The 20282-nt window shown below is 66.2% G+C and carries 21 protein-coding genes; 9 read left to right on the top strand and 12 right to left on the bottom strand.

Annotation, left to right across the window (positions count from 1 at the left end; translation table 11 throughout):
• Window positions 1–2: 2 nt before the first annotated feature.
• Genes ABR323_RS15140 through ccmA form a run of 7 tightly spaced genes read right to left on the bottom strand, consistent with a single transcriptional unit; the run spans window position 3 to window position 5441 of the window.
• Window positions 3–620: a DsbE family thiol:disulfide interchange protein gene (locus ABR323_RS15140; protein WP_093999914.1), complete on the bottom strand. Its 618-nt coding sequence runs from the start codon at window positions 618–620 to the stop codon at window positions 3–5.
• A gap of 8 nt (window positions 621–628) precedes the next feature.
• Window positions 629–2548 carry a heme lyase CcmF/NrfE family subunit gene (locus tag ABR323_RS15135; protein WP_439449904.1) on the bottom strand — a complete coding sequence of 640 codons (1920 nt, stop codon included), beginning with the start codon at window positions 2546–2548 and terminating at the stop codon, window positions 629–631.
• Entirely contained in the window at window positions 2549–3010 is a 462-nt protein-coding gene (gene ccmE / locus ABR323_RS15130) for a cytochrome c maturation protein CcmE (protein WP_135274483.1), read from the bottom strand.
• Window positions 3007–3195, bottom strand: a complete 189-nt coding sequence (ccmD, locus tag ABR323_RS15125; RefSeq protein WP_019660476.1) for a heme exporter protein CcmD — start codon at window positions 3193–3195, stop codon at window positions 3007–3009. The genes ccmE and ccmD overlap by 4 nt, the downstream gene beginning before the upstream one ends.
• On the bottom strand, window positions 3192–3962 hold the full coding sequence (ccmC, locus tag ABR323_RS15120) for a heme ABC transporter permease CcmC (protein ID WP_135274482.1): 771 nt from the start codon (window positions 3960–3962) through the stop codon (window positions 3192–3194). The genes ccmD and ccmC overlap by 4 nt, the downstream gene beginning before the upstream one ends.
• Window positions 3963–4005: 43 nt before the next feature.
• Window positions 4006–4701: a heme exporter protein CcmB gene (ccmB, locus tag ABR323_RS15115; protein WP_439449903.1), complete on the bottom strand. Its 696-nt coding sequence runs from the start codon at window positions 4699–4701 to the stop codon at window positions 4006–4008.
• On the bottom strand, window positions 4698–5441 hold the full coding sequence (gene ccmA / locus ABR323_RS15110; RefSeq protein ID WP_430544049.1) for a heme ABC exporter ATP-binding protein CcmA: 744 nt from the start codon (window positions 5439–5441) through the stop codon (window positions 4698–4700). Before ccmA ends, ccmB begins: the two co-directional genes overlap by 4 nt.
• 102 nt (window positions 5442–5543) lie before the next feature.
• Between ccmA and ABR323_RS15105 the strand changes: the two genes are divergently transcribed.
• From ABR323_RS15105 to ABR323_RS15095, 3 genes are all read left to right on the top strand, one after another.
• On the top strand, window positions 5544–6692 hold the full coding sequence (locus ABR323_RS15105) for a pyridoxal phosphate-dependent aminotransferase (protein ID WP_439449902.1): 1149 nt from the start codon (window positions 5544–5546) through the stop codon (window positions 6690–6692).
• A gap of 14 nt (window positions 6693–6706) precedes the next feature.
• Entirely contained in the window at window positions 6707–7513 is an 807-nt protein-coding gene (locus ABR323_RS15100) for an amidohydrolase (protein WP_135274479.1), read from the top strand.
• 90 nt (window positions 7514–7603) lie between these two features.
• Window positions 7604–8038, top strand: a complete 435-nt coding sequence (locus tag ABR323_RS15095; RefSeq protein WP_135274478.1) for a hypothetical protein — start codon at window positions 7604–7606, stop codon at window positions 8036–8038.
• Here ABR323_RS15095 and ABR323_RS15090 read toward each other — a convergent pair.
• On the bottom strand, window positions 8025–8318 hold the full coding sequence (locus ABR323_RS15090; protein WP_135274477.1) for a hypothetical protein: 294 nt from the start codon (window positions 8316–8318) through the stop codon (window positions 8025–8027). The two genes, ABR323_RS15095 and ABR323_RS15090, sit on opposite strands and share 14 nt — an antisense overlap.
• Before the next feature lie 354 nt (window positions 8319–8672).
• Between ABR323_RS15090 and ABR323_RS15085 the strand changes: the two genes are divergently transcribed.
• Window positions 8673–9080, top strand: a complete 408-nt coding sequence (locus ABR323_RS15085; protein ID WP_135274476.1) for a hypothetical protein — start codon at window positions 8673–8675, stop codon at window positions 9078–9080.
• A gap of 139 nt (window positions 9081–9219) precedes the next feature.
• Here ABR323_RS15085 and ABR323_RS15080 read toward each other — a convergent pair whose 3' ends face one another.
• Window positions 9220–10347, bottom strand: coding sequence for an MFS transporter (locus tag ABR323_RS15080; RefSeq protein ID WP_439449901.1), 1128 nt, complete (start codon window positions 10345–10347; stop codon window positions 9220–9222).
• A 90-nt stretch (window positions 10348–10437) separates the two neighbouring features.
• On the opposite strand from ABR323_RS15080, the gene ABR323_RS15075 reads away from it, so the two are divergent.
• Complete coding sequence (locus ABR323_RS15075) at window positions 10438–11226, top strand: AraC family transcriptional regulator (protein WP_439449900.1); 789 nt, start codon at window positions 10438–10440, stop codon at window positions 11224–11226.
• A 125-nt stretch (window positions 11227–11351) separates the two neighbouring features.
• Here the strand turns inward: ABR323_RS15075 and ABR323_RS15070 are convergent, their stop codons facing one another.
• From ABR323_RS15070 to ABR323_RS15060, 3 genes are read right to left on the bottom strand one after another with little or no spacing between them, the layout of a single operon-like run.
• Entirely contained in the window at window positions 11352–13058 is a 1707-nt protein-coding gene (locus ABR323_RS15070; protein ID WP_439449899.1) for a pseudouridine synthase, read from the bottom strand.
• Window positions 13051–13926: an SMC-Scp complex subunit ScpB gene (gene scpB, locus ABR323_RS15065; RefSeq protein ID WP_135274472.1), complete on the bottom strand. Its 876-nt coding sequence runs from the start codon at window positions 13924–13926 to the stop codon at window positions 13051–13053. Before scpB ends, ABR323_RS15070 begins: the two co-directional genes overlap by 8 nt.
• Window positions 13927–13939: 13 nt before the next feature.
• Window positions 13940–14845, bottom strand: coding sequence for a segregation and condensation protein A (locus tag ABR323_RS15060; RefSeq protein ID WP_439449898.1), 906 nt, complete (start codon window positions 14843–14845; stop codon window positions 13940–13942).
• A 361-nt stretch (window positions 14846–15206) separates the two neighbouring features.
• On the opposite strand from ABR323_RS15060, the gene ABR323_RS15055 reads away from it, so the two are divergent.
• The 4 genes from ABR323_RS15055 to ABR323_RS15040 all read left to right on the top strand — a co-directional run bounded on the left by ABR323_RS15055 (window position 15207) and on the right by ABR323_RS15040 (window position 20120).
• A complete protein-coding gene (locus tag ABR323_RS15055) occupies window positions 15207–15506 on the top strand; it encodes a YciI family protein (RefSeq protein WP_032129789.1) in 300 nt (99 codons plus the stop codon).
• Complete coding sequence (locus ABR323_RS15050; RefSeq protein WP_439449897.1) at window positions 15503–15778, top strand: BolA family protein; 276 nt, start codon at window positions 15503–15505, stop codon at window positions 15776–15778. The genes ABR323_RS15055 and ABR323_RS15050 overlap by 4 nt, the downstream gene beginning before the upstream one ends.
• 148 nt (window positions 15779–15926) lie before the next feature.
• The gene (locus ABR323_RS15045) at window positions 15927–16964 is read left to right on the top strand and encodes a LacI family DNA-binding transcriptional regulator (protein WP_135274469.1); all 1038 of its coding nucleotides are present in this window, start codon (window positions 15927–15929) and stop codon (window positions 16962–16964) included.
• Between the two features lie 75 nt (window positions 16965–17039).
• Entirely contained in the window at window positions 17040–20120 is a 3081-nt protein-coding gene (locus ABR323_RS15040) for a TonB-dependent receptor (protein WP_439449896.1), read from the top strand.
• The last annotated feature ends 162 nt before the right edge of the window (window positions 20121–20282 follow it).

Below are 20282 nucleotides of genomic sequence, written 5' to 3'. Positions count from 1 at the left end.
GCTCAGGGCGCCGTATGCAGGGTGCTGCCGGCATTGCCCTGGGCCTTCTCGATCTTTTCCAGTGCCGGGATCAACTTCTCGTCGACCACGCGTTGGGTCATCGCGCCACTGTACTTCCAGCGAACGATGCCGCTGCCATCGACCAGGAAGGTTTCCGGCGCAGCGGTCACGCCCCAGTCGATCGCGGTGCGGCCTTCCACGTCGCTGAGCACGACCATGAACGGGTTGCCCAGCTGTTCCAGCCAGTGCAGTGCATCGGTCGGGTCGTCCTTCCAGTTGTAGCCGATCACGCGAACACGCTTGCTCTCGGCGAACCGGGTCAGCACCGGGTGTTCTTCGCGGCAGGCCGCGCACCAGCTGCCCCACACATTCAGCAGATAGGGCGCGCCGCGCAGGTCGTCGCTGTGCACGATCATTTCCGGATCGTGCAGCACCGGCAGCGCGAACGCCGGCGCCGGCTTGTCGATCAGGGCCGACGGCAGCACATCGCGCTGCGGGTCTCCCGATTTCATCACCCCGTAGATCATCAGCCCAAGCAGGCCGAAGAAGAACAGCACGCCGATCACGATGGCTACCGGCGGCAGCGGGCGGGAGGGGCGCGGGGCGGGGGACTCGGACATGGAAACTCCTACGGACGACGGAAACGGCGGTCGGCGGCGGTGATGAATCCGCCCAGGGCCATCAGCAGCGCGCCCAGCCAGATCCAGCGCACGAACGGCTTGATGTGCACCCGGACCGCCCATGCATTGTTGCCCAGCGGCTCGCCCAATGCCACGTAGACGTCACCATCGATGCGTGCATCGATGCCGGCTTCGGTCATCACCTGGCCACCGCTGGCGTACTGGCGCTTCTCCGGATGCAGCAGCGCCAGCTCGCGGCCGTTGCGGAACACCCGCAGGTGACCGCGGTCGGCGATGAAATTGGGACCTTCGCGATGGTCCACGCCTTCGAAGCGCACCTCGTGGCGGCCGACCACCACCTGCTGGCCAGGCGCCAACGCCACTTCGCGCTGCACGTTCAGTGCTTCCACCAGCAAAGCACCCGCCAGGAACACGGCGATGCCGGCGTGGGCGACGATCATGCCGAGCATTTCGGCGGTGAAGCGGCCATTGCCGCGCAGGCGCTGCCAGACGAAGCGGGCAGTACCCAGCCCGACCCAGGCCGCCGCGGCAACGCCGAGACCGGCCTTCCAGCCGTTCTGCGGCGCCTGCCACCAGGCCAGCGCGCCCAGCAGCACCGCCAGCCCCAGCCAGGGTGCCAGCAGCGCGAACGAGCGCGAGGGCTGGTCGCGCTGCCACTTCACCAGCGGGCCGAACGGCAGCAGCAGGATCATCGGCGCCATCAGCAGCAGGAACAGGCTGCCGAAGTAGGGCGGGCCGACCGAGATCTTGCCCAGCGACAGCGCATCGGCCAGCAACGGATACAGCGTGCCGAGCAGCACCATGGCGCAGGCGCTGGCCAGCAGCAGGTTGTTGGCCAGCAGCAGGGTCTCGCGCGAGGTGGCGGTGAAGCCGCGGCGTGGATCATCGGCGTCCACGCTGAGTTGGCTGGCACGCAGCGCGTACAACAGCAGGCTGCCGCCGATCAGCACCGACAGGAACACCAGGATGAACAGGCCACGCGACGGATCGGCCGCGAACGAATGCACGCTGGTCAGCACGCCGGAGCGCACCAGGAAGGTGCCCAGCAGCGACAGCGCGAATGCGGCGATGGCCAGCAGCAGGGTCCAGCTGCCGAAGGTGCCGCGCTTTTCAGTGACGGCCTGCGAGTGGATCAGTGCTGCGCCGACCAGCCATGGCATGAAGCTGGCGTTCTCCACCGGGTCCCAGAACCACCAGCCACCCCAGCCCAGCTCGTAGTAGGCCCACCAGCTGCCCAGCGCGATGCCCAGGGTCAGGAAGCCCCAGGCGACGTTGGTCCACGGCCGCGTCCAGCGCAGCCAGCGTGCGTCGACGCGACCTTCCAGCAAAGCCGCCACGGCGAATGCGAACGGAACGGCGAAGCCCACGTAACCGATGTACAGCATCGGCGGGTGGATGATCAGCCCTGGGTCCTGCAGCAGCGGGTTGAGGTCGCGGCCTTCCAGCGGCGCCGGGTTCAGGCGCAGGAATGGGTTGGAAGTGAAGATCAGGAAAGCGAGGAAGCCGACGCTGACCAGGCCCATCACCGCCAGCACGCGTGCCTGTACCTGCGCGGGCAGGTGGCGCGAGAACAGCGCAACGGCACCGGTCCACAAGGCCAGCACCAGCGCCCACATCAGCAACGAGCCCTCGTGTGCACCCCAGACCGCCGAGTAGCGGTAGATCATCGGCAGCAGCGAATTGGAGTTCTCGGCCACGTAGCGCACCGAGAAGTCCTTTTGCACGAACGCGGCGGTCAGCACCGCGAAGGCGCCGGCGAGCAGCAGCAGCTGTGCGAACGCAGCCGGTCGTGCCACGGCCATCCACGCCGGGTTGCTGCGATGCGCGCCGACCAGTGGCAGGCCGGTCTGCAGCAATGAGGCCAGCAACGCGCACAACAGCAGGATCTGACCCAGTTCGGGCAACACTCAGCGCACCTCGGGTGCCGTCACCGGCACATCATGCTTGCGGTGGGCATCGCCCATCTTGTCGGCCACTTCCTTCGGCACATACTTTTCATCGTGCTTGGCCAGCACTTCGTCGGCGACGAAGGTCCCATCCTGCAGGCGGCCGCTGGCGACCACTGCGGTGCCTTCGGCGAACATGTCCGGCAGGATCCGCGCGGTGGTCACCGCCAGCTGCGCATCGCCATCGGTCACTTCGAAGCGCGCTTCCAGCGAGCCGACCGGGCGATTGAAAGAACCCTTCACCACCATGCCGCCAAGGCGGAAGCGTGACTGCGCATCGACATCGCCGCGCAGCACTTCCGAAGGCGTGTAGAGGTAGGCGATGTTGCGTTCCAGCGCCATCGCCACCAGCGCGGTGGCCAGCCCGGAGGCGAGCAGGGCCAGCAGTACCCAGACCAGACGACGGCGTTGTACCGGGGTCATCGTTCCAGCTCCGTGGACAGCGGGGTCGCGGCGTCCTGCCGGCCGGCGCGGGTCTGCTGCCGCTGCTGGCGTGCCAGGGCCAACCGGCGTGCCACGCGCAGGCGCAGCCACGAACCGATGGCATCGGCACCGAGCACCAGCACGAACACGGCGTAGGCGCCGATCACATAGGGCAGGTGGGTCATGATTGGGCCTCCCCGGCCGGGCGTACTGCATCCGCGCGGCCGCCGACCCAGGCCTTGCCAGCCTCGCGGTCAAGATTGTCGGCACGAGCCTTGGCCAGCACCGAACCGGCGAACCAGAATTTGGTGCCGATCACCATCCACCACAGGGGCGCGATCATCGCGCTGCTGATTGCCGATTCACCGAACACGTTGATCGACTGGCGCTGGTGCAGGCCGCCCCACCAGTCCACCGAATAGCGGATGACCGGCAGCAGGCTGACACCGACGATGGCCAGCAGGCCGGCCGCGCGCGCGGCGCTGCGACGATCTTCGATGGCGTGGTACAGGCCGATCACGCCCAGGTACAGGAACAGCAGGACCAGTTCGCTGGTCATGCGCGGGTCCCAGTCCCACCAGGTGCCCCAGGTGCCCTTGCCCCAGATGCTGCCGGTCAACAGGGTGATCAGGGTGAAGCCGGCGCCCATCGGCGCGCAGGCCATGGCCAGGATTTCGCAGACTTTGATCCGCCAGATCAGGGCAATGGCGGCATACAGCGCCATCAGCGCGAACACGAACAGGCTCATCCAGGCACTGGGCACGTGGATGTAGAGGATACGGAAGCTGTCCAGCTGTTTGGCTTCCGGCGGTACCACCAGCAGCGCCTGCCACATGCCGACCAGCAGCACCGGCACCGCCGCAAGATAGAACACCCGCGACCAGCGGGCAGCGAATCGGTCGAACGTGGGGGGCGAGCCGAGTTGGTGGAACCAGCGGACAATCGGATTCATGCGTGGTGGCTATCCAGCAGGGGTGGATTGGCTCTCAGCTCGGTCAACTCAGAGAAATACGTATTGCAGCGGCGGTGGCCAGCGGCGCCAGTACCAGCGCGGCCAGCAGGCCGGCGCCCAGCATCAGCAGCGCACCGACCGGATCCTGTCCGCGTCCGGCTGCCGCCAGACTGCCTGCGCCGAATACCAGCACCGGCACATACAGCGGCAACGACAGCAACGCCACGAGAATACCAGAGCGCCGGATGCCTACGGTCAGTGCGGCGACCACGCCACCGATCAGACTCAGCAACGGCGTTCCCAGCAGCAACGATGCCAGCAGCATCGGCAGCTGGTCATGCGGCAGATGCAGCATTTCCGCCAGCAGCGGGCTGACCACGATCAGCGGCAGCGCCGTGGTGGCCCAATGCAGCAGCACGCGCACCAGCACCAGCCAGGCCAGCGGCACCGGTGCCAGCAGCCATTGTTCCAGCGAGCCGTCTTCTGCGTCGGAACGGAACAGCGAATCCAGCGAGAGCTGGCCCGCCAGCAGAACGGCCAGCCACAGCACCGCACCGGCGGTGGCAGCCAGCAGTTGTGGCTCGCGTCCTTGGGCCAGCGCGAACAGCACCACCACCAGCACCGCGAACAGCAGCGGCTGCAGGGCATCGCCGCGACGGCGCCAGAGCAGGCGCAGGTCACGCTTGAGCAGGGCGCCTGCGGTCTGCCACAGGCCCGGTTCGGTACCCGGCGCGATCATGCGGCACCGCCGAGGTCGAGCTGGCGGGTACGTACCGGCGGGGCGGCGTAGGCGCCATGAGTGGTGACCAGCGCAGCGCCACCGGCGCGCAGGTGCGCCGAAATCATCCGGTTGACCAGGGTGATGCCCTCCAGGTCGAGGTTGGCATAGGGTTCGTCGAGCAGCCACAGCGGTGCCGGCGACAGCCAGATGCGGGCCAGTGCCAGTCGTCGCTTCTGCCCGGCGGACAGGTGCCGAACGAGGGTGTCCTCGTAGCCGGCCAGGCCGACGATGGCCAGCGCGTTGCCCGGCATCTGGCGCGCGCGGCGCCCGTGCAGGCCGCACAGGAAGTGCAGGTTCTCCAGCGTGTCCAGATCCGGCTTCAAGGCCGGTAGATGGCTGAGGTAGGCCACATAGCGCGCGCGCTCGGCATTGCTGGCCGGCTTGCCGTCGATGCGCACCTGCCCGGCACCGGGCCGGGCCAGGCCGGCCAGCACGCGCAGCAGGGTGGTCTTGCCGGCGCCATTGCCGCCCTGTACCAGCAGGGCTTCGCCAGCGTCCACATGGAAGTCCAGCGGGCCGAACACCGGCTCGTCATTGCGGGAGAAGCTCAGGCCGCTGGCGGCCAGCAATGCAGGGGTGTTCAAGGGGCAGGGGTCTTCATGCCGGAGTGCGGTGGCAATTGTAGCGGCGAAACCCGTCCCGGTAGCGCTGGGCCGCGCCCGGCGAGCGCGCAGCGCGGCCTGTGATCGGTGCGGCATGTGCAAAGAGCCGCCGGGTATGACCCGGCGCTACCGTCGGTGCCGCAGGCACGGTCGGGATTTCGTACACTTTCAGGCCTTGTTCCTCCACAGCCCAGGCCGATGCAACCGAACACCAAGCTGCCCAAGGTCGGTACCACGATCTTCACCGTGATGTCCCAGCTCGCCGCCGAACACGGCGCGGTCAACCTCGGCCAGGGGTTCCCGGATTTCTCTGCGCCGCAGCGACTGATTGACGAAACCGCCAAGGCGATGGCCGCCGGCCTCAACCAGTACCCGCCGATGACCGGTGTGGCACCGCTGCGCCAGGCCATCGCGCAGAAGGCGCTGGACTGCTATGGCGCGAAGGTCGATGCGGACAGTGAGATTACCGTCACCAGCGGCGGCACCGAGGCCATCTTCAATGCCATCCACGCGGTAGTGCGTGCCGGTGAAGAAGTGATCGTGCTCGACCCGGCCTACGACTGCTATGAGCCGGCGATCGACCTGGCCGGTGCCAAGGCCGTGCATGTTGCGCTGGATCCGCAGACGTTCGCCGTCGATTGGGACCGCGTGCGTGCAGCGATTACCCCGCGTACCCGCATGCTGATCGTCAACACCCCGCACAACCCGTCCGGCGCGATGCTGTCGGCGCAGGACATGCAGGCACTGACCGAGCTGCTGCGTGGCACGCAGATCTACCTGATCTCCGATGAGGTCTACGAGCACATCATCTACGATGGCCGCCGCCACGAATCGGCACTGCGCTATCCGGAACTGCGCGAGCGCGCGTTTGTGATCTCCAGCTTCGGCAAGACCTACCACTGCACCGGCTGGAAGATCGGCTATGCGATCGCACCGCCAGCGCTGACCGCCGAGTTCCGCAAGGTGCACCAGTACAACACCTTCACCAGTTTCGGCCCGGCTCAGTACGGTTTCGCCGCAATGATCCGCGACGAGCCGGAGCATCACCTGGAGCTGGGCGCGTTCTACCAGGCCAAGCGTGACCGCTTCCGCGAACAGCTGGCCGGCACCCGCCTGAAGGCGTTGCCGGTGCCGGGCGGCTACTTCCAGCTGGTCGACTACTCGGCCATCAGTGACCTGCCGGATCATGAGTTCGTGAAGTGGCTGACCATCGAGAAGGGCGTCACCGCCATTCCGCTGTCGCCGTTCTACGAGAACCCGCCGGCCGGCCAGCGCCTGGTGCGCCTGTGCTTCGCCAAGAATGAAGCGACCATGGACGCGGCGATCGAACGCCTGCGCCTGCTGTGAGCGAAGGAGTGGACATGCAGGACCTGCGTATTTCCCTCGTCCAGGGCGACACCCGCTGGCACGACCCGGCCGGCAACCGTGCCCACTACGGCGCGCTGCTGGCACCGCTGGCGGGCAGCACCGACCTAGTGATCCTGCCGGAGACCTTTACCAGTGGTTTCTCCAATGAAGCGATCGCGCAGGCCGAAGGCATGGATGGCCCGACCGTGGCCTGGGTGCGCGAACAGGCGCAGGTGCTGGATGCAGCCGTGATCGGCAGTGTGCAGTTGCGTGATGGCGAGGGCGTCTACAACCGCCTGCTGTTCGCTACGCCCGATGGCGATCTGCAGTACTACGACAAGCGCCACCTGTTCCGCTACGGCGGTGAACACGAGCGCTATGCCGCCGGCCGCGATCGCCTGTCCGTGGAATGGAAGGGCTGGCGGATCAATCCGCAGGTCTGCTACGACCTGCGTTTTCCGGTGTTCTGCCGCAACCGCTACAACGTGGAGCGGGCCGGGCAGATGGATTTCGACCTGCAGATCTTCGTCGCCAACTGGCCCTCGGCCCGTGCCTATGCATGGAAGACCCTGCTGCGTGCACGTGCGATCGAGAACCTGTGCTTCGTCGCCGCGGTCAACCGCGTTGGCGTTGACGGCAACCAGCTGCATTACGCTGGCGACAGCGCGGTGTTGGATTTCCTTGGCCAGCCGCAGGTGGAAATCCGCGAGCGCGAGCAGGTGGTGACCACCACCATCTCGGCCGAAGCGCTGGCCGCGCATCGTGCGCGTTTTCCGGCCATGCTGGATGCCGACGCGTTCCACCTGGACGAGCCGGCCTGAGCGCTGTCGCGCCTTCATTCGCGCCCGCGTCCATGGCGCTGGCGCGCTGCCGCATTCGCTGACCGAATCGATCGTTCCGGACGTCCTGCCATGAAATCAATCTTCGGCCTGCTGCTGGCCCTGGCCGCCGCATCGCTCGCCCCGGCCGCGCAGGCGGCTGGCAATCTTGACTGCGAGCTGCGCTACAACCTGTCCGGTTGGTCGCTGATCTACAAGACCGCCTCCGGCACCGGCACGGTCACCTGCGGCAACGGCGCGAGCATGCCGGTGCGCATCAGGATGAAGGGGGGCGGCCTGACCGTTGGCAAGTCGAAGATCACCCGTGGCCGTGGCAGCTTCACCGGTGCGATGAGTGTCGATCAGCTGTTGGGTACCTACGCCTCTGTCGGCGTGCACGCCGGTGCCAAACGGGCGGGTACCGCGCAGGCGATGACCAAGGGCGATATCTCGCTGGCGCTCTCGGGGACTGGCCGAGGGTGGGACCTGGGCGTGGACGGCACCGCATTCACTCTCAGCCGGCGTTGAGCTGCGGCGGCTGTGCACCCTCCCAGTTGATGCGGATGTAGTGCTGCTCGGCGTCGCTCAGCAATCGTTCGACACCGAAACCATTCTTCAGCAGTTGGGTGACCACGCCGTCGACGACCTGCTCGCTGGCCATCACCTGACTGAAGCCGAACACGATATAGCGGCGGCCATTCTCCGAGCCGATCTGGATCGAGTGATCGAGATCGCGGTAGAACTGTTCGATCGGGCGTTTGGCGGCATCGGCATTGGCGCGGGCCTGGTCTGCGGTGATCGTGATCATGGGCATCTGCTTCGTCGGGGAGAGCGCGCAAGATAGCCAGCACCTTGATGTGAATTCTGGGCGTAGCGCACATTGCCCCCCGTTTGCAGCAATTCCTAACCCAAGTTGTGAACGTCGAGACGCGGCAGGAAAAGTGCCGCGCGGCGGTAGGCATCCTGCATCGACATGAAGTCATCGGGAAGGGATCGGTGCCAACGGCAGCGAAGGCGTGCAACGCCCCGCCCAGAGAGGATCCTGCTGCCATCCGACGCCGCAGGTGCGCAATGCATTCACGTTTCCATGACTTTGCAGTAACCCTGCAATGAATAACAGGGACATCCCAGCGATTGTGCTGGGATCATTGGAGACGCTGGAATGGAGTTCAGAACGTCCTTGCTGCTCGTGGCCCTCATCGCCACGCCCGCCATCGCCCACGCCGAAGTCTGCCTGTCCGACAGCGGAATCGTTGTGTCCTGCCCAAGCCTGTTGCCGCATCCGGTAACAGCCAGGTTCGAGATTGGAACCCTGCCGCGCGTGGCCGGCTCGCCGTCGGAGATCTACATCACGGGCGGTGGCCAGGTGGATGGAACGAGCAATTTCTCGGTCTATGCCAATGGTCAGTTCCTGTGCCGTACCAATGACAATTACGACGGTGGCAACACCACGCCGATCCGCCATTGCACCGCGACCATCGCAACACCCGGAACCTATGTGATCTCGGCGTCGCGCAACAGCCCTGGCAACTTCCTCGCGCCGATGGATGAAGTGATCAACGTCCAGTAACCGGCTGTCCGCTCATCCGGGTCCTGGGGAAACTCCCCGGGGCCTCTGCCGGCATCCGGAGGCATTGCTTGGCAATGTGCTTCGCATCCTGGAACGGGGTGCGGCGTTACCTCCTTAGGGACGAAAACCGGATCTTGTGTCAGGCGGCCCGGCAGCGAGGCCGCTGCAGCCACAAGGCCAACAGCCCGCAGACGATGAGGGGCGGTGCCAGTAGCTGCAGTGCACCGACCAACGCCATCGCCACACCGATCAACAGGTAGTAGAGCAGGCCGAACAGTGCGCCGGCACTGCCGAGGCAGTGCGGATACCCGCGCAGGGCCTGGCCGAGCACGTTGGGGATGGCCAGGCCGAACCCCGCCACTACCGGCAGCATTGCGACCACCACGGCGGGATGGTCATGCAGCAGCGCGGCAAGCACGCCGCCGACAAGAACGAGCATCGAGGCCATGCGGATGCGCGTGGCCGAAGCAATGCCCGCACGCAGCAGGCGGCCATTGCCCCATGCGCCCAGCGCTGAACCCAGCGCCAGCACGGCGCCGCTGGCACCGAACCAACTGGCCGGCCATTGTTGGCGGGCAAACACGAAGGGACCGAGTGCATACCAGCTGTACATCGCCACGTTGAAGGCCATCACCAACAGCGCCTGCGACCAGATCCAGCGATCACACAGCAGTTGCCGCAGCAACGGAAGCAGCGGCGTATGCCCAACCTGGGCAGGGCGGCTCTCGTGCAGCACTGCAAGGCACGCGACCACCAGCAGTGCGGCGATCAGCAGCAGGCCGGTCTGCACACCGGCGTAGCCATTGGCCGTGACCAGTAGCGTGCCCAGCGCAAGACCGATGGCCGGGCTCAGGGCCAGGGCCATGCCGATCCAGGAGAATGCCTGCGCCAGCGCCGGTCCCTGCAGATGATCGCGCAGCACGGTCTGGGTCACTACCGATGCTGCGGCTGCGCCGACCGCGGCCAGTGCCTGGGCCAGCAGGACCTGGCTGAAACTGCCGGCCATCAGGCCGCCCAATGCGGCCACTGCGAAGACGCCGAGGCCACCGAGCAGCGCGGGCCGACGACCGATACGGTCGGCCAAGCGTCCCCACAGCAGCACGCCGACGGCGAAGCCGAACAGATACAGGCTCATCGCCTGACTGGCGGCACTGGGTGGCAAGGTGAAGCGTTCGGCCAGATCGGCCAGGGCCGGGCTGTACAGGGTCTGTGCCAACTGCGGAAACATCAGCAGTGCAATGGTGAGCAACAGCAGGCGGCGCGACATGCGGGCGCTCCGGGAACAGGGCCGCGCATTGTGGTCGCGTCCGCGATGGCGCACTCTGTCTGTTCTGTCATTGAATACATGAAATCAGACATGGCCTGGTTGCAGCCGGACGCGTACTTCGACGCCGATGCCTGGAGCGCCCCGGTGCTGGGGATCGCGGCCTCACTGGCGGATCACGACTCGGGTTGGCACCAGCATGCACGCGCGCAGCTGCTGTACACCCGACAGGGCTGCACGCGCCTCACCTACGGTGATCGCATCAGCCTGCTGCCGCCCGCGCGCGCGGCGTGGATTCCGGGCGGGCTGCGCCATCGCGCGCAGATGCGCCAGGCGGTCGACTACCGTTCGCTGTACTTCGATGCCGTGTTGTCGGCCCGGTTGCCGCAGCAGCCGTCGATCATCGGCGTCGGTCCGTTGCTGCAGGCATTGCTGGAGCCGATCGCGCAGGCGCCGTTCGACCACGACTGGCAGGCGCCGCGCGCGCACCATCAGCTGGCGCTGTGCGTGCTGGAGATCGCTGAGGCACCGGTGGCGCCGATGGATCTGCCGCTACCGCGCGATCCGCGCATCGCGCGTTGCCTGCCACTGGCCGAACAGCTGCCACCCGAACTGGGGGAGCTGGCCGCACGCGCGGGCTTGAGCGTGCGTACTGTCGGCCGGCTGATGCAACGCGATACCGGGATGGGCTACCAGGCCTGGCGTCAGCAATGGCGCCTGATGCGGGCGATGGAGCTGCTGCTGCTCGGCCACCGCGTCGCGCACGTGGCGCAGGACACCGGCTTCTCCGCCGAGAGCCCGTTCATCGCCTTCTTCCGCAGCATGGCCGGCACCACACCCGCCGCCTTCCAGCGACACGCAAAAGGGGATGGAGGGGATTAAGTCGCTTCTGACCCTCTGGCACCAAATACGGCAAAAGCGACTTAATCCCCTCCGTCCCCTTTTTCTGTACGGAAACGAAAAACCCCGGCCGGAGCCGGGGTCTCTTGTTTCAGTCGCGCGGGCGATCAGCCGCCGCGCGGGCCGCTGCGGCGCGGGCCGCCCGGACCACGATTGCCGCCGGGGCCACCCGGGCCACGGTTGCCACCCGGGCCGCCGGGACCACGATTGCCGCCGGGGCCACCCGGGCCGCGGTTGCCACCGGGGCCGCCGGGGCCACCTGCGCCACGATTGCCGCCCGGACGTGCATTGGGGTTACCACCCGGGCGGCCATTGCCGGCCGGACGGGGGCTGCCATAAGGGCTGAAGCCCGGGTTGGCATGATCGGACGGGAAGCTCGGGGCGTTGCCCGGATGGCCGTACGGATGCTTGTTGCCCTGGCCCTGCGAGCGGTTGCCCGCGCCGGCCGGACGACCCTGGCCGCCAGCACCACCGGCGCCACCTCGGCCTTCACCGCCGAAGCCGCCACGGCCCTGGCCGCCACCGGCACCCGCGCCCGGACCCTTCGGCTTGCCGTACGGACGGCCCTGGCCGCCTGCGCCCGGACCCCGTGCGCCGGGGCCACGTGCACCTGGACCGGCATTGCGGTGGCCGCTCGGGCCGGTGCTGACACCATCCGGCACGTACCAGGTACGGAACGCGGCCGGGTTGCCTTCCGGCAGCGAGCGATCATTTTTCGGCGCGCGCTGCTTGAACGGCTTCTGCGACTGCTTGGCTGCAGCTTCACCGCTGACCGTCAGGCCACCCTTGAAGCCGCCGCCCTTGCCACCGCGGCCACGGCCACGGTCTTCGCGGACGTTGTCGAAACGACGCAGCTCGCGACCTTCATCGGCGGTGTTGTGGCCGTTGACGTAGGCGTTGCCACGGCCACCTTCGCGCACGCGTACGGTGGTCTTGGCGGCGCGACGCTGGCCGATCACCGGCTGCAGGGTCAGTGCCGACGGTGCACCTTCTTCCAGCTTCAGCTGTGCACGCAGGGCCTCGACCTGGGTGCTGCCCAGTTCCACCGAATGGCCTCGGGCCAGTTCGCGCGGCAGGGTGACCTTGCCGTAGCGGGTGCGCTTCAGGCGGCTGACCTGGCAGCCCTGCGATTCCCACAGACGGCGAACTTCACGGTTGCGGCCTTCCTTCACCACGACGCGGAACCAGTCGTGCGAATCGGTACCGCCGATGCGTTCGATCTCGTCGAACTTGGCCGGGCCGTCTTCCAGCGCCACGCCGCGGCTGAGGCGGTCGATGATGGCGTCGGAGACCTTCTCTTCGCCTTCCGGGGCACGCACGCGCACCACGTACTCGCGCTCGACCTCGAACGACGGGTGCATCATGGCGTTGGCCAGCTCACCGTCGGTGGTGGCCAGCAGCAGGCCGGTGGTGTTGATGTCCAGGCGGCCGACCGCGATCCAGCGCGCGCCCTTCAGCGGCGGCAGCGACTCGAACACGGTCGGGCGGCCCTCGGGGTCTTCGCGGGTGGTCACTTCGCCTTCCGGCTTGTTATAGACCAGCACGCGCGACGGCTCGGCCAGGGCGGTGGCGACGAAGCCGCGGCCGTCCAGTTCGATCTTGTCGCCGCTCTTGACCGACATGCCGGTCTGCGCGACTTCACCGTTGACCTTGACCAGGCCTTCGGCGATGCGCTGTTCCAGCGCACGGCGCGAGCCGAGGCCGGCCTGGGCCAGTACCTTGTGCAGGCGTTCTTCCAATTTGAACTGTTCGGAGGTGGCTTCGCGCTTGAGCGAGAGCTTGTTCAACGACAGCTTGCGAGGGGTGTCACTCATCAGTTTTGCTCCGGCCGACGGTTTCGGGGTCGGCCTCTGGTTCGGAATCGGCTTGGTCAACAGCCACGGTCGTCATCGCGACGGCGTTGTCTTCGCGTTCGTTCACTGGCACCGCGCGCTCGCCCGGCGCGGAATCGGGGTGCCCATCATCGAGGGGCGAAGGTGCTTGCTCATCGGAGGCCGATGCAGGGGGCGCATCGGCGGAATCGGGGGTGTCACTGCCGGCCAGGCCGGCGTCATCGTTTGCGGCAGCGCTTTCGGCGCCGGCCGAGATATCCGGGCCATCGGCACCGGCCACGGCCGGTGCATCGCGATCCAGGGCCAGTTGCGGGTCCAGCTCGCCCAGGTCTTTCAGTTCCGACAGCGGGGGCAGTTCGTCCAACCGCTTCAGGCCGAAGTAGTCCAGGAAGCCTTTGGTGGTGCCGAACAGCGCCGGCTTGCCGGGCACGTCGCGGTGGCCGACCACGCGGATCCACTCGCGTTCTTCCAGTGCCTGGATGATGTTGCTGCTGACCGCCACGCCACGCACCTGTTCAATCTCGCCGCGGGTGATCGGCTGCCGGTAGGCAATCAGCGCCAGGGTTTCCAGCGTGGCACGGGTGTAGCGGGTCTTGCGCTCGGTCCACAGCCGGCTGATCCAGGCATGCACTTCGCCGGTGACCTGGTAGCGGAAGCCGGAGGCGACCTCGACCAGTTCCACCCCGCGGCCTTCGCAGGCCTCGCGCAGGCGTTCCAGTGCGCGTTCGATGCTGCCCGGCGGTGCCGGTTCCTCTTCCGGGAACAGGTCTTTCAGCTGGGCCAGGGTAAGCGGCTGGCTGGAGGCCAGCAGCGCACCTTCGACAATGCGGTCGATCAGCGATTGATCCATCGGCAGTCAGCGCTCACTCGTTTGCATTGGCGGCGTCGTTGTCGTCGAACTCGCTGCTGAACTGCAGCGGGGCGTTGGTGTTGCCGGCGGCCAGGGATTTCACATAGATCGGCGCCAGCGGCTCTTCCTGGACGATGTCCAGCAGCTGCTCCTTGGCCAGTTCCAGCACTGCCAGGAACGTGACCAGCACGCCCAGCTTGCCTTCTTCAGCGGTGAACAACCCTTCAAAACGATAGAACTTGCCGTCCTCGAGCCGGCTGAGTACTTCGCCCATGCGCTGCCTCACGCTCAAGGCCTCACGCTTGATCGCGTGGCCGGTGAACAGCTCGGCGCGCTTGAGCACGTCGTGCAGGGCCATCAGCATTTCCTTCAGGTCGACCGGCGGCGGCAGTTTCACCGTCGCCCGTTCGGGCATGAAGGCATGGGCCAGGCTGGTATCGCGGTCCTGGCGGGGCAGGGCGTCGATGTCCTCGGCAGCCTGCTTGAAACGTTCGTACTCCTGCAGCCGGCGCACCAGCTCGGCGCGTGGGTCGGCTTCATCGCCTTCCTCACTGACCGGGCGCGGCAGCAGCATGCGCGACTTCACCTCGGCCAGGATCGCGGCCATCACCAGGTACTCGGCCGCCAGCTCGAAACGAAGCTCGTGCATCACGGTGATGTATTCCACGTACTGCCGGGTGATCTCGGCCACGGGAATGTCCAGCACGTCCAGGTTCTGCCGGCGGATCAGGTACAGCAGCAGGTCCAGCGGGCCTTCAAAAGCATCCAGGATGACTTCCAGCGCATCTGGCGGGATGTACAGGTCCTGCGGAATCTGCAGGACCGGTTGCCCATGCACCACGGCCAGCGGCATTTCCTGCTGCTGGGGGGCGGGCGGCCGGGTTGGCGGGTTCGCGTCGAGCGCGAGTTCGGAAGTCATCTAATGGACATCAGGATTGCAACGGACCAGTCGCGGCACCGGATTCACCGGGCCAACGCCACGGAGCCCCAGGGCACCAGACACGCCGGGATCGGCGCGCTTCCACACATATCAAACAGCAGGACGCGCCGCAGGAAACGGCAGCGACGGAACTACGGGGAGGTCGTCTACGTGGCCCCATTGAAACAGCGGGACGGTCGTCGGGGGCTGCGTTGGCCGCAAAAACCGACGGGCTGCTGCATCCAGCCACGTGCAATGGAGTCTAGGGTAAGCCTTTGCCGAGCCAGTGTCCAGTCGGGGCCGGGACAGGGGGCGCATTGGCTAGAATCAGCGGACCGACAACGCAAGCGAGGAAATGCCGGTGTGGTATGTGATTGAAGGATATGACGGCCAGGATGTACTGGCACAACGGCTGCAGGCGCGGCCGGAACACCTGGCGCGCCTGCACGCGCTGCGCGACGAGGGGCGCCTGCTGCTGGCCGGGCCGTGCCCGGCGGTGGACAGTGAAGACCCGGGCCCGGCTGGTTTCAGTGGTTCGGTGGTGATCGCGCAGTTCGAGTCGCTGCTGCAGGCCCAGGCCTGGGCCGACGCCGACCCGTACGTGGCCGCCGGCGTCTACACACGCGTGCAGGTACGCCCGTTCCGCAAGGTGCTGCCGTGAACGCGGAACGGATCGTGCGGATGCGTGATGCACTGCAGCAAGCACTGGCCCCGAGCGTGCTCGAGATCGAGGACGACAGCCATCGCCACGCTGGCCATGCCGGTGCCCGCGACGGTCGCGGCCATTTCAACGTGCATGTGGTCAGCGAACGCTTCGCTGGACTGGGGCCACTGGCCCGGCACCGCGCGGTCTACGCCGCATTGGGGGCGATGATGGATACCGACATCCATGCGCTGTCCATCCGTGCGCTGACACCGTCAGAACAGGGCTGAGCCCTTGTCCCACGCTGTCCTGGCCGGTCCCCGCAGGGGGCGGCACAGACAGATTTCTATGTCCATTTCGGGACATTCGCCTAACGGACTGTTTACAAGCCCAGATGGAAACGCTTACATTCCGCGCCAATGCTGGTAGGTCCAAGCCGTGGAGGGCGGCTTCGTGAACAAGGCAGCTATCACAATCAAAGACGTCGCACGCGAAGCCCGGGTCTCCGTGGCCACGGTTTCCCGCGCGCTCAACGGGCATGAAAATGTCGCCGAACCGGTCCGCCAGCTTGTGCTGGAGGTGGCCGCACGGCTGCGTTACACCCCGCACGCCGCCGCCCGCAGCCTGAGCAGCCGCCGCACCAATACGGTGGGTGTGGTGCTGCCGGATCTGTACGGCGAATTCTTCTCCGAACTGATGCGTGGCATCGACAACGTCGCCCGTAGCCGTCGCCAGCACCTGCTGGTGTCCAGCTATCACGGTGACCAGGAACAGCAGGGTGCGGCCCTGCGCGCCATGCGCGGCCGCGTCGACGGCCTGCTGGTGCTCTCGCCCTATGCCGAGAGCCCCGGTTTCCTGACCGACAACCTGCCGCAGTCATTGCCGACGGTGTTGATCAACACCTATCTGCCCGGGCAGGACCACCCGGTGCTGAGCATCGACGACCATGCCGGTGCAATGGCGATGACCCGCCATCTGCTCGACGCTGGCCACCGCCGCATCGCTTTCATTTCTGGCCCGGATCTCAACTTCGACGCGCGCGAGCGCCTGCGCGGCTTCCGTGACGCGCTGGCGGCTTTTGGCAGTGGCGCCGAAGGCATCGAGCTTCCCGGTGATTTCGACGAAGCTTCCGGTCATCGCGCCGGTCAGGAGTTGCTGGCAGCCGGAGCGCTGCCCGATGCCGTGTTCGCCGCCAACGACATGATGGCCCTGGGCTGCCTGTATGCGTTCACGCAGGCCGGTGTCCAGGTCCCGTCCGATGTCGCGCTGGCGGGTTTCGATGACATTCCACTGGCGCGTTTCGTGCACCCGTCGCTGACCACCATGCAGGTCAGCATCGCCGAACTCGGCGATCGGGCCATGACGCGCCTGCTGCAGTTGATGGACGGCACCTCCACGGACGGGACAGGGGACAAGCAGACCCTGGTTCCCCGCTTGATAGTTCGCGATTCCACCACTCCGCCATCGGGCCATTGAAGCCAGAGGCGTTCCTTCTTTTTGATTGATCGCAGGGACCGCGCGAGCGGTCACCGCCACCCGGAGATTGAGTTGATGATGCACACCACCTTCCGCACGCCGGCACGCCGGCTGCTGAGCACCGCACTGGTCAGCTGCCTGATGCTGGCCGCTGCTCCGAACGTCATGGCGCAGTCGGCCAATGCCAGCCTGCGCGGCCAGGTATCCGGCGCCCAGGCCGGCGCCGAAGTCACTGCCACCAACGTGGCCACCGGCACCGTCCGTCGCGGCAGCGTGCGTGCCGATGGCAGCTACTCGCTGATGGGCCTGGACCCCGGCACCTACAACGTGGTCGCCAATGGCCAGACCCAGAAGGTCACCGTCACCGTGGCCTCGACCGCTACCCTGAACTTCGCCGGCGCTGCCAGCAGCACCCCGGGTACGACCGCAGCCACCAACCTGGACACCGTCAACGTCGTCGCGCCGACCCTGCTGCAGGAAGTGCGCACCTCGGAAGTCGGCAAGACCGTCAGTCTGCAGCAGATCCAGACCACCCCGCAGGTCTCGCGCAACTTCCTGGAGTTCGCTGACGCGGTGCCGGGCATGATCTTCACCCGCGATGCCAAGGGCAACACCTCGCTGCGTGGCGGCGCGACCAACTCCGATGGCACCAACGTCTACATCGATGGCGTGGGCCAGAAGAGCTACGTCAAGGGCGGCGGCATCTCCGGCCAGTCCGGCAGCGCCGGCAATCCGTTCCCGCAGCTGGCCATCGGCGAATACAAGGTCATCACCGGCAACTACAAGGCCGAGTACGGCCAGGTCTCCAGTGCCGCGATCACCGCCGCGACCAAGTCGGGTACCAACGAGTTCAAGGGTGAGACCTTCTACCGTTACACCAACGAGAGCATGCGTGCGATGACCCCGGCCGAACGCCAGCCGGGTAAGAGCAAGGAAGATTCTGCCGAGAAGGAATACGGCTTCGCGCTGGGTGGCCCGATCATCAAGGACAAGGCCCACTTCTTCGTCACCTATGAAGCCAAGCGCTTCGACCTGCCGGTGACCATCGCGCCGGATGGTGCCGTCACTCCGTCGGCCGCCAATCTGCCCGCTGACGGTGCAGCAGGCCTTGGCCCGGCCAGCCAGCCGTTCCAGCAGGACCTGATCTTCGCCAAGATCGATTTCGAGCCGACCGACAACGATCGCATCGAACTGACCTTCCAGGACCGTGACGAAACCCAGCAGCAGTTCAGCGGCCAGACCGCGAAGGTGCACGGCAAGGTCGTGGACAACACCGACCGCCGTTACGCGCTGCGCTGGAACCACAGCGGCGAGCGTTTCTACAACGAGTTGATGGTTACCCATGAAGAGTCCTTCAACAACCCGCTGCCGCTGACCTACGGCAACGGCATCATCTACACCGCGCCGGACTTCGGTGACAAGAACCGGAACACCCCGCAGGAAAAGACCCTCGTCCAGGTGGGCGCAGCCGATGCGTTCGCCTCGCAGGTGAAGGGCCAGAAGGGCTGGGCGATTGAAGACAACCTGACTCTGGATGGCCTGCAGTGGGCCGGCGACCACACCATCAAGATGGGCGCCAAGTACAAGCAGATCGATCTGTATGCCTCCGACGCGGCGCAGATCAATCCGCAGTTCTTCTACACCATCGACAACCCTGCCTTCGCGTCCGGTACCCCTTACAAGGCGCAGTTCACCAAGGCCAGCACCGGTGTCACCGGCGTGCAGTCTGAAGTGCGCGCCAAGGTGAAGCAGATCGGTCTGTTCATCCAGGACGACTGGCAGGTCAACGACCACCTGCAGCTGAACATCGGCCTGCGCTGGGATTACGAAAAGAACCCGGTCTATACCGATTTCGTGACCCCGCCGGAGGTTGTGAACGCACTGTTCTCGCAGGACAGGCACGCACCCCCGGGTCAGACCTATGCGCAGACGCTGGCGCTCAGTGGTTTGAACGTCAACGACTACATCAGCACCGGGCACAATCGCAAGAATTTCAAGAATGCATGGCAGCCGCGCCTGGGCTTCTCGTATGACGTCAATGCCGACGAACGGCACGTGTTCCATGGTGGCGCCGGCCGGTCCTATGATCGCGACCTGTTCGACAACCTCGCGCTGGAAACCACGAAGCTGGCGCTGCCGCAGCCGACCGTGTTCTTCCGCAACCCGGCTACCGGCAGCTGCATGTACGGCCAGACCCCGTGTTTCGACTGGAACCCGAACCTGCTGAACGGCATCGAGAACGTGCAGGCGCTGCTGGGTTCCACCAGCAACGAAGGCATGGAAGTCGATATGCTGAACAACAACATGAAGGTGCCCTACGCGGACCAGTTCAGCCTGGGCATGAGCAATCAGTTTGGCGAGTGGCTGACCGATGCGACGATCTCGCGCACGCTGACCTATGATGGCTTCGCCTTCACCCTGGGCAACCGCTTCAACAACGGCAACTTCTTCGACAACCAGATGCTGTGCGGCGCTGATGAGCCGACCTACGGTCAGCCGTGGGGCTGCAACATCCCGGGCTTTGGCAGCCTGATCATCGGCCAGCAGGGCATCAAGACCCGCTCCACCCAGATCCTGCTGTCGGCACAGAAGCCTTACAGCAAGGAAAGCGGCTGGGGTACCTCGATCGCCTACACCTGGACCAATGCGCGCCACAACCGCAACATCAACGAGCACTACTCGTTCGATCGCGGCACCATTGGTGAGTACCCGACCATCAAGTCCAACGGCGCGCCGCGCCACCGCCTGGTGGTCACCGGCTCGTATGACGGCTTCTGGGGCATCACCTTTGGTGGCAAGCTGACCCTGGCCACGCCGACCCCGGGCAACGACTGGTCCTGCATCGCCCAGGCCGGCAATTCGAACTGCATGCCGACCCCGGCTGCCGGTACACCGTCGGGCAATGGCCACTTCCTGCTCGGTGGCAAGATCTTCGGCTACCGTTCGCTCGACCTGCAGGCGACCAAGACCTTCAAGCTGGCCGGCGATACCGAGCTGTACGCGCGTATCGACATCATCAACGTGCTCAACTTCGACAACTTCTCGAACCTGAACTACGTGAAGAGCGATGGCAAGCTGCTGGTCAGCTACAACGAGACCGGCGACATCATCGGTACTCCGCGCCAGGTCAAGGCTGAGGTGGGCTTCCGCTTCTAAGCGGAACCGCTCGACGCAACATCCCGATGCCACCGCTCCGTCGGCGGCATCGGGCGCGTGAAAACGGCAATGGCCGGCCCCGGGCCGGTCCATTGCCCACGCCGCTGCCGGGCAGGGGGCAGCGGCGTGGGCAATGATCGCGGTGTCATGAACCACGATTTC

Source organism: Stenotrophomonas sp. ATs4 (assembly GCF_051861585.1).
Classification (GTDB): domain Bacteria; phylum Pseudomonadota; class Gammaproteobacteria; order Xanthomonadales; family Xanthomonadaceae; genus Stenotrophomonas; species Stenotrophomonas maltophilia_AS.
This window is presented reverse-complemented; position numbering and strand designations above follow the sequence as displayed.